This window comes from Sinomonas sp. P10A9, assembly GCF_041022165.1.
Taxonomy (GTDB): domain Bacteria; phylum Actinomycetota; class Actinomycetes; order Actinomycetales; family Micrococcaceae; genus Sinomonas; species Sinomonas puerhi.
This window is the reverse complement of record NZ_CP163302.1, coordinates 2,634,791-2,646,930: the sequence shown is the minus strand read 5'-3', so window position 1 is coordinate 2,646,930 and position 12,140 is coordinate 2,634,791. Positions and strand designations below refer to the sequence as shown.

The following is a 12,140-nucleotide window of genomic DNA, read 5'->3' as shown; positions in this document are numbered from 1 at the left end:
TTTGCGCCCACTCGGGGCGCCCCCCGACCGCACACGGGGACCCACCCTGGGACCACGCACGAGGCGCCCCCGGCGAAAGAGAGAGCGCACACTTGACGGCGGCCACGCGGCGTCATAGATTTTCCGTGACCTGAATCACCTTTCATGTTGGGCCAACGCAGCAAGCCCTGCAGCACCCGCACCACCGCCGAGAAAGGCAATCGCGTGAAGGCAACAACGAAGTTCCTCCTCACCGCGGCACTGGCCACAGGCCTCGTCGCAACCGGATGCGCGCCGAGCACCTCCACCGCCGCCGGGGGTGCGTCTGGCGGCTCGTCGGAGGCCGCTCGTACGGTCAACGTGGGCATTGTCTACTCGAAGACCGGCCCTCTCGCGGCCTACGGCGAGGCTTACTACGAGGGACTCCAGGCGGGCATCAAGTACGCGACCGGCGGCACCGGCAAGGTGGGCAACGCGACGCTCAACCTCACGTACCAGGACGACGCCGGGGACCCGGACAAGGCCGTCTCGATCGCCAAGGACCTCATCGGCAAGGACTACAAGATCCTGGCCGGGACGGTCGCCTCCGGCGTGGCGCTCAAGCTCGCCGACCAGGCGGCACAGAACAAGGTCCTCTACATCGCGGGCCCGGCCGCGACGGACGCGCTCCAGGGCATCAACAAGTACACGTTCCGCTCGGGCCGCCAGTCGCTCCAGGACGTCGCCACCGCGGGGACGTTCGTGGACAGTCTGCAGGGAAAGAAGGTCACAGTCTTCGCGCAGAACAATGCGTTCGGGCAGGGCAACGTGGCCGCTGTCAAGGCGGTGCTGGGTGCGAAGGGCGCCACGGTGGACCAGATCCTCGTCCCTGAGGATGCCACGGAGTTCACGCCGTTCGCACGCCAGATTATTGATGCCAAGCCTGCGCTCACCTTCGTGGCGTGGGCGGGCGCGACGAGCGGCGCGATGTGGCAGTCGCTGACCCAGCAGGGTGTGTTCGACGCCGCCCCGGTCGTCACCGGCCTCGGGGACCTCTCGACGTTCTCCGCGTATGGCGCCGCGAGCGGCAAGATCAGCTTCCTCAACCACTACTTCAAGGGGGCTGGGGGGAACAACGCGGTCGAGCAGGAGATGATCAAGAACGTCGAGGCGGCAGGCAAGAAGGTGGACCTCTTCACACCTGACGGCTTCGTGGCAGGCCAGATGATCGTCCAGGCGGTCAAGTCGGGTACCGCCGTGGATGACATGGTCAAGGGCCTTGAGGGGTACTCGTTCGACGGCCCGAAGGGCAAGGAGACCATCCGTGCCTCCGACCACGTGCTGCTCCAGCCCATGTACCAGGCGAAGCTCGTCCAGAAGGACGGCACGTGGACGCCGGAGCTCGTCAAGACCGTCCCGGCTGACCAAGTCGCGCCGGCCGAGAAGAAGAGCTGACCCCAGTGGCTGCGGGCTCGGGGCATCCCGCCCTAGCTGTCGAGGATCTGGGGTTCGCGATCGGCGGGGCGAGCATCCTCTCCGAGGTTGGTTTCGCCGTCGGACGAGGCGAGATGCTCGGCGTCATCGGGCCCAACGGCGCCGGCAAGACGACCCTCTTCAACGTCCTCTCCGGCCTGGTGCGGCCCACCGCGGGCCGCGTCCTCCTCGAGGGGAAGGACGTGACCCGCCTCCCGGTGCACCGTCGCGCGCGCTTGGGGCTCGGCCGCACGTTCCAGACCTCGAGCCTGTTCGGCGCCCTCACCGTCCTCGAGAACGTGAGGCTCGCCGCGCAGGCACGGCTCGGCGGCAGCCTCTCGGTGTTCGCCTTCCCGCGGGCGCACGACGCCGCGACGCGCCTCGCGCGGGAGAGGCTCGACGAGGTGGGGCTCGCCGGCAGGGAAGACCACCGCGCGCAGGACCTATCGCACGGCGACAAGAGGAAGGTGGAGATCGCCATGATGCTCGCGACGGAACCGAGCGTGGTGCTCCTCGACGAGCCGATGGCCGGGGTCGGCTCCGGGGACGTCGGCGCGCTCAGCGACGTGATCCGCGGCCTGCACCGGGACCGGGGCACCACGGTGCTCATGGTCGAGCACCACATGGACGTGGTCCTCGGTCTCGTGGACCGCGTCGCCGTCATGCACCACGGCCGTCTGCTCGCGATCGGCACCCCGGAGGACGTCATGGCCGATGCGACCGTCCAAGCCGCCTATCTCGGGGAGCCTGTGTGAGCGGCGCGCCGAGCGGGGACAGCCGCCCTATACTCACAGTCGAGGGCCTGCGGGCCCACATCGGCGGCCAGCAGGTGGTCGAGGACGTCAGCTTCTCGGTTCCGGACCAGGGCGTCATGGCGGTGCTGGGCCGCAACGGCGTCGGCAAGACGAGCACCCTCAGGGCGCTGCTCGGACTCATCGCACGCACGGGCCGGATCGAGCTGGCAGGCGAGCGCATCGACGGCGAGCCCACCCACCGGATCGTCCAGCGCGGCGTCGGCTATGTCCCCGAGGACCGAGACGTCTTCTCGAAGCTGACCGTCGCCGAGAACCTCCACCTCGCGGTGCGGGGGCGCCCTTCGAGCGAGCGCAGGGAGCTCGTCGAGCGACTCTTCCCCGACCTGGTCCAGCGCGCCCGGCAGACCGCAGGCACGCTCTCCGGCGGCCAGCAGCAGATGGTTGCCCTCGCCCGCGCGCTCCTGAACGAGAACCGGGTCCTCCTCGTCGACGAGCCCACCAAGGGCCTGGCACCCAAGGTCGTCCAAGAGGTCGCGGTCGCGCTCGAGGCAGTGGCCATGACCGTGCCGATCCTGCTCGTCGAGCAGAACCTCGCCGTGGTCCGCCGCCTCGCCGCCGGAGCCGTCGTGCTCTCCGGAGGCCGAGTCGTGCACCGTGCCGACGACGTGCGCGGCCTCCTCGACGACGAGGCCCTCACCCGCCGCCTTCTCGGAGTCGGCGGCGACACCGCACACGACGGCGGACCCGCACCCCTCGGCGCCAGCCGTCGTCGAGGCGACGATCGAGACAACGGCGACACCGCGCCAGCGGCCCCCGCGGGACGCGAGGCCACCGCGTGAGCACCGTCGTCCTCCTCCTCGTCACGGGCCTGGGCCTCGGCGCCCTGTACTTCCTCGTCGCCTCGGGCCTCTCGCTCATCTATGGCCTCATGGGCGTGCTGAACTTCGCGCACGGCTCCTTCCTCACGCTCGGGGCCTTCCTCGGATGGGAAGCGGCGCGAAGGCTTGGTGCCGATTCGTGGGGCACGTTCGCGATCTCCCTGATCGTGGGCGCCCTGGCCGGCGCCGGGGTCGCCACGATCACCGAGCTGACGCTCATCCGACCGCTGTACCTGCGGCACATCGAGCAGGTCCTCGTCACCGTAGGCCTCTCGCTGGCCACGGTCGCGCTGTTCGACGGGATCTGGGGCACAGACCCCGCGTACATCGCCGGACCGGCGTGGTTCAAGGACACCACCGACATCCTCGGCGCGAGGATCCCCAACGACCGCTTCGTCGCGATCTTCTGCGCCGTCCTCGTCCTGGCCGGACTCGTGCTGTTCCTCAAGCGCACACGCTACGGCCTCATCATCCGGGCCGGGGTCGAGAACCGCGCGATGGTGACGGCGCTCGGCATTGACGTCCGCAGGGCCTTCACACTCGTCTTCGCGATCGGCGGTGCCGCGGCAGGACTCGGGGGAGTGCTCGCGAGCCACTACTTCGGCTACGTCTCTCCGCTCCTGGGCGGCTCCCTCCTCATCTTCGCGTTCATCGTCACGGTGATCGGGGGCCTCGGATCCCTTTCCGGCGCAGCGATCGCCTCGGTCGGGGTGGCGGTCCTGCAGCAGTTCGCCAACTTCTACTTTGGGATCGGTGATTTCGTGGTCGTCCTCGCGCTCGCCGTGGTGCTGCTCGTACGCCCCCGCGGCCTCCTGGGAGCCGCGGCATGAGCCGCCGGGTCTGGGGGCGCCTGGCGGGAGGGGCGGCCGTGGTTCTCGTGCTCGCGGTCCTTCCCCTCTTCACGATCGACCTCCCCGGGATCCTGCCTGGCCCCACCTACACCCCGGGGTCACTCCAGCTCCTCGCGCTGTGCTTCGCGATGGCCGCCGCGGCGCTGAGCTACCACCTGCTGCTGGGCGCGGCAGGCCTGCTCTCATTCGGGCATGCCCTCTCGTTCGGAGCCGGGGTGTACGGCCTTGCCGTGATCCTCGCTCATCTCGGGCTGCCGCTCGTCCCGGCCGCCCTGCTCGCCCTCGTGTCCGCGATCGTGCTCGCGCTCGCCGTTGGCAGCATCAGCCTGCGCGTGGCAGGGATCCCGTTCGCGATGGTCACGCTAGCGTTCGCCCAAGCGGGGTCGGTGCTCGTGCGGCGCAACCCGGGCCAGGCCACGGGGGGCGACGAGGGCCTCGCGCTGTCCACGGACAACCTGCCCGATGCCCTCGTCGGCGTCGTGAACACGCGGAACCTCTACTGGCTCGCCCTCGCGGCCCTCGTGCTCGTCTACGCAGTTGTGCTGTGGATCCAGTCAAGCCGTGCAGGGCATGCGGCCGAGGCCGTGCGTGAGAACGAGCTGCGCGTGCGCGTCCTCGGGCTGCAGCCGTTCGCCCCCAAGCTGCTCATCTTCACCGTGGGCGGGGCACTGGCCGCCGTCGCCGGCATGGTCTACCTCCTCCTGCAGTCCGGCGCCGTCCCGCGGTCCGTGTCCTCGGACCTGACGATCACCCTCCTCGTCATGGTGGTGCTCGGCGGAGTCGGCTCGCGCTGGGGAGCGATCGTGGGGGGCATCCTGTACACGCTCCTGGACCAGCGGCTCGCCGCGCTCGCCGGCTCGGCCGCGGTCAAGGACCTCCCGCCCGTCCTCCGGATTCCACTCTCGGAACCCCTGTTCATCCTCGGTACGCTGTTCATCCTGGTGGTGCTGTTCCTGCCGGGCGGCCTCGCCGGGGCGGCGGCGAAGCTGCGCGCACGACGGCGCGGCTCGCCTCGCCAGCTGACGCCCACCGATCGTCTCGAGAAGGTCCTGGAGGACGCATGAATCCGCACGACCCCGACGGCCTCCACACCCTCGGGCGGTGGACGGCCGATCGTGCCCGCAGCGCCCCCGAGAGGACGGCGATCGACGACCGCGGTGTGACGCTCACGTACCGCGAGCTCGAGGCGCGGGCTGCGGCGCTCGCGGACGCCCTCCGCAACGCGGGCTACGCACCCGGCCAGCGCATCGCCACGCTCACGGGCAACAGCGCGGACCACGTGGTGCTGTTCTTCGCGTGCGCGAAGGCCGGACTCACGCTCGTCCCCCTCTCCTGGCGGCTAGCTCCCGTCGAACTCGCCGAGCAGCTTCGCGTGAGCGGACCCGCGCTCTTCGTTGTCGAGCCCGAGCATGCGGCCCTCGGTGCCGCCGCGGCGGCGCTCCTCGTGGAGCCTCCCCGCACGTCCGAGCCCGGGCGCGACGGCATCGAGCGAGGCCTTCCCACGGTGGGCGCAGCGGTGCCGCGGCGGCCGGTGGCGGACGCAGACGCCCTCCTCGCCGTTTTCACTTCGGGGACGTCCGGGCGCCCCAAGGCCGCCGTCCTGACCCATGCGAACTGCTTCTGGACCAACCTCTCCTTCTCCCGCACCGTCGAGATCGGCCGGGATGACGTGGTCCTGTGCGTCATGCCGCAGTTCCATGTGGGCGGCTGGAACATCCAGGCCCTCCTGGCGTGGTGGACGGGCGCCACCGTGGTGCTCGAGCGCGGATTCGACGCTGGCCGCGTGCTCAAGCTCATTCCCCAGCGCCGCGTCACCACCATGATGGGCGTCCCCGCGCACTACCTCATGCTGTCCCAGCACCCCGGGTTCCGCGACGCCGACCTCACGAGCCTCCAGCGCGCCGTCGTGGGCGGCGCTCCGATGCCGGCCCCGCTCCTGCGGACCTGGCACGCGCGCGGGGTCGCGCTCACCCAGGGCTACGGGCTCACCGAGGCGGGCCCCAACGTGCTGTGCCTCGCGCCCGAGGAGGCCCTGCGCAGGGTGGGCTCGGCGGGCACCCCGTACCCGCATGTCGATGTCGTCGTCGCCGATCCGGCCACGGGGGAGGAGGTCGACGGCGCGGGGCGGGGCGAGCTCTGGGTCCGCGGGCCGGGTGTCTTCGCGGGATACCTCGCCGACCCGGCGGCCACCGCGGACGTGCTCGTGGACGGGTGGCTGCGGACGGGCGACGTCGTGGAGCGCGACGACGACGGGTTCCTGCGCGTCGTCGACCGGCTCAAGGACATCTACATCTCCGGGGGCGAGAACGTCTCGCCCTACGAGGTCGAGCACGCGCTCCTCACACATCCCGCCGTGGCCGACGCGGCCGTGGTGGGAGTGCCGGACGAACGTTGGGGCGAGGCGGGCGCGGCCTTCGTCGTCGTGCGCAGCGGTGAGGCCACGGACGCCCAGGAGCTCACCGAGCATCTCCGCGGCGTCCTCGCGCGGTTCAAGGTGCCGCGCACCATCGAGTTCGTGGAGGACATCCCGCGCACGGGCCTGCACAAGGTCGCGCGGGCGCGCCTCCGGGCGAGAGTCGCACCCCAGCCGGAGCGTGCCCCGTGAGCACACAGCCTCGCACGGCGCGCGGGACGCGGACCCGCGCCAGGCTCCTGGCCGCTGCCGAGAAGGTCTTCGCCTCGGCGGGGTACCACGACGCATCGATCGTGAAGATCACGGAGGAGGCCGGTATCGGGCTCGGCACGTTCTACCTCTACTTCGCGGGCAAGCAGGAGATCTTCGATGAGGTCGTTGGCGATCTCAACGCCCGCGTTCGGCATGCCATGACCGAGGCGGCCCGCACGGCGGCCACCCGCATCGACGTCGAACGCGCTGGCTTCCAGGCCTTCTTCCGCTTTACGGCCGAGCATCCGGCCCTCTACCGGATCATCCGACAGGCCGAGTTCGTCTCGCCGGCGGCCCAACGGCGGCACTACGAGAACATCGTCCGCAGCTACGTTCAAGGCCTCTCGGCAGCCCAGGATGCGGGGGAGGTCCGCCCGATGGACCCCGAGGTGGCCGCGTGGGCGCTGATGGGCATGGGCGAGCTCTTCGGCATGCGCTACATCCTGTGGGAGGCCGAGGATCTCGGGGGGGACGCAGCGAGCCCCAAGCCCACGGACGTCCCGGACGAGGTGCTCGACGAGCTCATGGAATTCATCCGGCGGGGCCTCGCCCCCGCACCGCCTGCAGCGGGCTCCCGGCCCGTGGAGGGACAGAGAGAGGACTCCAAGCATGCCTGACATCTCCTACCGCACCTTCGACGTCGAAGTGCGCGGTGGCCCCCTTCGCGTGGGCGAATGGGGCCGCGGCTCCGCCGACAGCGCCGGCGAAGTGCACAGTGGCAGACCTGCGCGCAGTGACCGCGCAGCGCCCAGGGACAGCACTGCGGAGGAAGGGGAGGTCGTGCTCGCCGTGCACGGCGTGACGTCCTCGCACCTCGCGTGGCCGTTCGTCGCCCGCGAGCTCCTTGCCGGCCCCGGCGCGGCGTCTGGCGGTGAGGCGTCGAGCGGCGCCCCCTCCGCCAGTGCACCGTCCGGTGCTGCGGGCCGTGTCGCGCGAGTCCTCGCACCAGACCTGCGCGGCAGGGGCCGGAGCAACGCGCTGCCGGGGCCGTACGGCATGGCCCAGCACGCCGACGACCTCGCGGCCGTGCTCCGGGCGGCGGGCGTGGACGCGGGCCGGCCCGCCGTCGTCGTGGGCCACTCGATGGGGGCGTTCGCGGCCCTCGTCCTGGCCGACCGCCATCGGGAGCTCGTGGACCGGCTCGTGCTCGTCGACGGCGGGTTCCCCCTCGAGCTGCCCCCTGGCCTCGGGCGTGACGAGGCCGCGCAGGCGCTGCTCGGACCCGTCCTCGCACGGCTCGGGATGGAGTTCGAGAGCCCCGAAGCGTACGTCGATTCCTGGCGCGGGCATCCAGCCTTCGCCCATGCGTGGGCGCCCGAGGTCGAGGACTACGCCCGCTACGACCTCGACGGGGAGGCCCCACACCTGCATCCGGCCACGGTCCCGGCCGCGATTCCGGACGGCAACGTGGACCTCTACAGCGGCAAGGTGCTCGTGGGAGCGCTGGATCGGCTGAGCACGCCCGCAGTGTTCCTGCGCGCCGAGCGCGGCTTCTTCGACGACCCCGCGCGGCTCTACCCCGACGAGGCCATCGCGCGGTGGCATGGCGCCTATCCGGCGATCGAGGTCCGGGACGTGCCGGGGACCAACCACTACACGATCGTCATGACGTCCGACGGCGCGGCGGCAGTCGCGCGGGCCGTCCTGGAGCCGCCCGCTCGGCATGGTGGCCGGCTCGTCGTCTCGGCCCAGCCGGGAGGGAAAGAGCCCGACACGCCGCAATGACACGTGCGTGCTGTCCGCCGGGTGTGGTTATAGTCAAGCAGCCGGCGTCTTCTGTCCCCCAGATCTGCCCGTGCGCCGGGCGAAGGACGTGTGCGTCCTGACGGGCCTGAGAGCCATGATCCGCTTCGAGAATGTCACGAAGGTCTACGACCGGAAGGCCCGCCCTGCGCTCGAATCCGTCAGCCTGGAGGTCGAGCGCGGCGAGTTCGCCTTCCTCGTCGGCGCGTCCGGGTCGGGCAAGTCCACTTTCCTCCGCCTCGTCATGCGTGAGGACACTGCGACGAGCGGGACCGTCCTCGTAGCCGGCCAGAACGTCGCTGCCCTGCCGAGCTGGCGCATTCCCCGCTTGCGGCGCGGGATCGGCGTCGTGTTCCAGGACTTCCGCCTGCTGCCCCAGAAGAACGTGTTCGACAACGTCGCGTTCGCGATGCAGGTGATCGGACGCAGCCGCGCGATCATCCGCGACGCGGTCCCCGACGTCCTCAAGACGGTGGGCCTCGAGGGCAAGGAGCGGCGCATGCCGCACGAGCTCTCGGGCGGTGAGCAGCAGCGCGTGGCGATCGCCCGCGCCGTCGTGAATCGGCCCGGAATCCTTCTGGCGGACGAGCCGACCGGCAACCTCGACCCGACGACGAGTCAGGGGATCATGTCGGTGCTGGACCGCATCAACCAGAATGGAACCACCGTGGTCATGGCCACGCACGACACCGACATCGTCAACTCGATGCGAAAGCGCGTCATCGAACTTGTGGACGGCCGCGTGGTCCGCGACGAGGCCAAGGCGCTGTACACATCGATGATCCCCGCGGTGAAGCCCTCGGTCACCGCTTCCGAGTGGCCGGACGAGCATCCGGGGGGCACCGCTGCCGCACACGTGGCGGGCGGTGAGCACGCATGAGGGCGGCGTTCATCCTCGGGGAGATCGCCGGCGGCCTGCGACGCAACCTGACCATGGTCATCTCCGTGATCCTCGTGACCTTCGTGTCGCTCACCTTCGTCGGGGCTGCCGGGATGCTCCAGCTGCAGATCAACCAGATGAAGGGCTACTGGTACGACAAGGTGCAGGTCGCGATCTTCCTGTGCAATGGCACCTCGAAGACGCCCGGCTGCACCTCTGGGGCGGTCACCGATGATCAGCGCAAGGCCCTCGAAGCGCTGCTGGCCTCGCCGGCGGTCGCTCAGTACGTCTCCGACTACCACTACGAGTCCCAGAACGAGGCGTACCAGCACTACCGCGAGCAGTTCGCGAACTCGCCGATCGTGGACTCGGTGACCCCGGACCAGCTGCCAGCATCCTTCCGCGTGAACCTCAAGGACCCGCAGAAGTACGAGATCATCAGCGAGACCTTCTCCTCGCGCCCGGGCGTTCGCCTCGTCAGTGACCAACGTCAGGTCCTCGAGCGGCTCTTCTCGGTCATGAACGCGGCGTCGCTCGTCGCGATCGTCATCGCAGGCGTCATGACCATCTGCGCCATCCTGCTCATCGCCACCACCATCAGACTCTCGGCCTTCAGCCGGCGCCGCGAGACGGGGATCATGCGCCTCGTCGGGGCCTCGAAGCTCATGATCCAGCTTCCGTTCGTCCTCGAGGGGGCGATCGCCGCCGTGATCGGGGCGGTGCTTGCCTCGACCACGCTGTGGGCCGTGGCGAAGTTCTTCCTGGGCGATGTGCTGACGGCCCAGTACCCGGGCACGGCTTTCATCTCGCCGTCCCAGACCCTCATGCTCGCGCCCCTGCTCATCGCTATGGGTGCAGTGCTTGCAGGTGTATCGTCGATGCTGACCCTCCGTCGGTATCTCAAGGTCTAGCCGAGGGAGGCGCTAGAAGGATGCAGATGACTACACCAACGCGGGGTGCAACATCTGGGGGAGTCAAGGCCCTCCTCAACCGCGCCCTGGGCCTTTCGGCCGCGCTCGCGCTCGTCCTCGGTCTATCGGTGACCGGTTCCGCTGCCACGGCGGACAACCTCGACGACCAGAAGGCGCAGCTCGCACAGCGTGCCCAGGACGTCCAGGAATCCCTCGAATTCCTCGACGGTAAGATCCAGCAGACAGCCGCAGACCTCGTCACGTATCAGGGCCAGATCCCCGGCGCCCAGCAGGCGCTCCTCGACGCGCAGGGACGGGTGGCAGCGGCAACGAACGAGGTCAACGCCCTCACCGTGCGGGTCGACGCGGCCCAGCAGAACAAGGCGAAGATCACGGCCCAGCTTGATTCCGACCGCGGCAAGATGGACAGCACCAAGCAGCTCATCGGCGAGATAGCGAGCGAGTCCTACATGTCCGGGGGAGTGCCGTCGAACATCGGGCTCATGCTCGGATCGGGTGACCAGACCTCGCTGACCGGCTCACTCGATCTTGCCGACACAGTGATGGAGAGCCAGAACAGCGCGCTCGAGCAGCTGGCGCAGCAGAGCGCCGCCAACGTCAACTCGCAGGCCCGGCTCCAGGCGGTCGAAGCCGAGATCAAGGACCTCAAGTCCAAGGCCGACGACGCCCTCAAGAAGGAGCAGGCGGCGCGGGACGACGCGGCCGCGAAGAAGGCAGCTGTGGACAAGCTCGTCGATGACACGAGCCGCCTCAGCAAGGAACTTGAGGCACAGAAGCCCGCCGTCCAGCAGCAGATCGCGGACATCAAGACCCAGCAGGACCAGATCGCCGCGCAGATCGCCGAGCGAGACCGCAAGCTGCGTGAGGCATGGCTCGCCGAGCAGCAGCGGCTGGCAGAGCAGCGCGCGGCCGAGGCCCGGGCAGCGGCCATCGCCGCCGGGCAGGCGCAGGCCGCTGCTGAACAGGCAGCCGAGCAAGCGCGCCAAGCGGCTGTGCAGCCTGGCTCGCCGAGCGCCTTCGGACTCATCCACCCGTTCGCTGGCAATATTCCGATCACCTCGGGCTTCGGCTGGCGCGCGACGCCGCCGGGCACCATCGACTTCTACGGCACCGGCGGCTATATGCACACCGGAATCGACTTCGGGGCGGCCTGCGGCACGCCTGTATACGCAGCTGCGGCGGGCACCGTGACCGTTGGCGGATGGACCAACGGCGGGGGCGGGTGGACGGTGATGATCTCCCATGGCGTCATCCAGGGCAACTCTCTCACCACGGTCTACTACCACAACTCGAGTGTGGTGGTCTCGCCGGGGCAGCACGTCAGCCAGGGCCAGCTCATCGCCTACTCGGGCAGCACGGGCAACTCGACGGGGTGCCACGCGCACTTCGAGACGTGGCTCAACGGCCGCGCCGTGGATCCGCTGACCCTCCTGTAGACTGTCATGACCCTGCGCCAGGCAACCCGCCAGACGAGCAGACAGCCACCAGCCCATCCCAACTCGAGGAGTTCCGCCGTGCCCAGAGAGAGTGGCCGGAAAGTCGTGGCCACCAATCGCAAGGCTCGGCACGACTACGAGATCATCGACACGTGGGAAGCCGGCCTCATGCTCATGGGCACTGAGGTCAAGTCCCTCCGCGAGGGGCACATCTCTCTCGCAGAGGGCTTCTGCCACTTCGATCGTGGCGAACTGTGGCTCGAGGCCGTCAACATCCCCGAGTACACACAGGGTTCCTGGACCAACCACCCGTCCAAGCGGAAGCGCAAGCTGCTCCTGCACCGCGACGAGCTGATCAAGATCGAGCACAAGGTCAATGAGTCCGGGCTCACGGTCGTTCCACTGCAGGTGTACTTCAACGACGGCCGAGCCAAGGTCGAGATCGCGCTCGCCCGCGGCAAGAGGGACTACGACAAGCGGCAGACCCTGCGCGAGGCGCAGGACAAGCGCGAGGCTCTGCGCGAGCTGAGGTCACGCAACCGCCGCTGACGGGCGGCCGAGAACCGGCG

General features: G+C 69.6%; 12 protein-coding genes and 1 pseudogene. All 13 read left to right on the top strand.

Features of this window, described 5'->3' with window-relative positions:
- The first annotated feature begins 204 nt into the window (after positions 1 to 204).
- Positions 205 to 1,413, top strand: a complete 1,209-nt coding sequence (locus AB5L97_RS12075; protein WP_369044847.1) for a substrate-binding domain-containing protein — start codon at positions 205 to 207, stop codon at positions 1,411 to 1,413.
- Positions 1,414 to 1,418: 5 nt separating this feature from the next.
- Positions 1,419 to 1,949, top strand: a pseudogene (locus AB5L97_RS12070) (ABC transporter ATP-binding protein); the annotation flags it as partial.
- A gap of 6 nt (positions 1,950 to 1,955) precedes the next feature.
- Entirely contained in the window at positions 1,956 to 2,186 is a 231-nt protein-coding gene (locus tag AB5L97_RS19740) for a hypothetical protein (protein ID WP_423246855.1), read from the top strand.
- Positions 2,183 to 3,025: an ABC transporter ATP-binding protein gene (locus AB5L97_RS12065; protein ID WP_369044845.1), complete on the top strand. Its 843-nt coding sequence runs from the start codon at positions 2,183 to 2,185 to the stop codon at positions 3,023 to 3,025. The genes AB5L97_RS19740 and AB5L97_RS12065 overlap by 4 nt, the downstream gene beginning before the upstream one ends.
- Complete coding sequence (locus tag AB5L97_RS12060; protein ID WP_369044844.1) at positions 3,022 to 3,894, top strand: branched-chain amino acid ABC transporter permease; 873 nt, start codon at positions 3,022 to 3,024, stop codon at positions 3,892 to 3,894. The genes AB5L97_RS12065 and AB5L97_RS12060 overlap by 4 nt, the downstream gene beginning before the upstream one ends.
- Positions 3,891 to 4,979, top strand: coding sequence for a branched-chain amino acid ABC transporter permease (locus AB5L97_RS12055; protein WP_369044843.1), 1,089 nt, complete (start codon positions 3,891 to 3,893; stop codon positions 4,977 to 4,979). The genes AB5L97_RS12060 and AB5L97_RS12055 overlap by 4 nt, the downstream gene beginning before the upstream one ends.
- On the top strand, positions 4,976 to 6,520 hold the full coding sequence (locus AB5L97_RS12050; RefSeq protein WP_369044842.1) for an AMP-binding protein: 1,545 nt from the start codon (positions 4,976 to 4,978) through the stop codon (positions 6,518 to 6,520). Before AB5L97_RS12055 ends, AB5L97_RS12050 begins: the two co-directional genes overlap by 4 nt.
- Positions 6,517 to 7,197, top strand: a complete 681-nt coding sequence (locus AB5L97_RS12045) for a TetR/AcrR family transcriptional regulator (protein WP_369044841.1) — start codon at positions 6,517 to 6,519, stop codon at positions 7,195 to 7,197. The genes AB5L97_RS12050 and AB5L97_RS12045 overlap by 4 nt, the downstream gene beginning before the upstream one ends.
- Positions 7,190 to 8,305 (top strand): alpha/beta fold hydrolase, encoded by a 1,116-nt coding sequence (locus AB5L97_RS12040; protein WP_369044840.1) that lies wholly within the window; start codon positions 7,190 to 7,192, stop codon positions 8,303 to 8,305. Before AB5L97_RS12045 ends, AB5L97_RS12040 begins: the two co-directional genes overlap by 8 nt.
- A gap of 115 nt (positions 8,306 to 8,420) precedes the next feature.
- Entirely contained in the window at positions 8,421 to 9,203 is a 783-nt protein-coding gene (gene ftsE / locus AB5L97_RS12035) for a cell division ATP-binding protein FtsE (protein WP_369044839.1), read from the top strand.
- Positions 9,200 to 10,114: a permease-like cell division protein FtsX gene (ftsX, locus tag AB5L97_RS12030; RefSeq protein WP_369044838.1), complete on the top strand. Its 915-nt coding sequence runs from the start codon at positions 9,200 to 9,202 to the stop codon at positions 10,112 to 10,114. The genes ftsE and ftsX overlap by 4 nt, the downstream gene beginning before the upstream one ends.
- 20 nt (positions 10,115 to 10,134) lie before the next feature.
- Positions 10,135 to 11,571 (top strand): peptidoglycan DD-metalloendopeptidase family protein, encoded by a 1,437-nt coding sequence (locus AB5L97_RS12025; RefSeq protein WP_423246787.1) that lies wholly within the window; start codon positions 10,135 to 10,137, stop codon positions 11,569 to 11,571.
- A 78-nt stretch (positions 11,572 to 11,649) separates the two neighbouring features.
- On the top strand, positions 11,650 to 12,120 hold the full coding sequence (smpB, locus tag AB5L97_RS12020; RefSeq protein ID WP_369044836.1) for an SsrA-binding protein SmpB: 471 nt from the start codon (positions 11,650 to 11,652) through the stop codon (positions 12,118 to 12,120).
- The last annotated feature ends 20 nt before the right edge of the window (positions 12,121 to 12,140 follow it).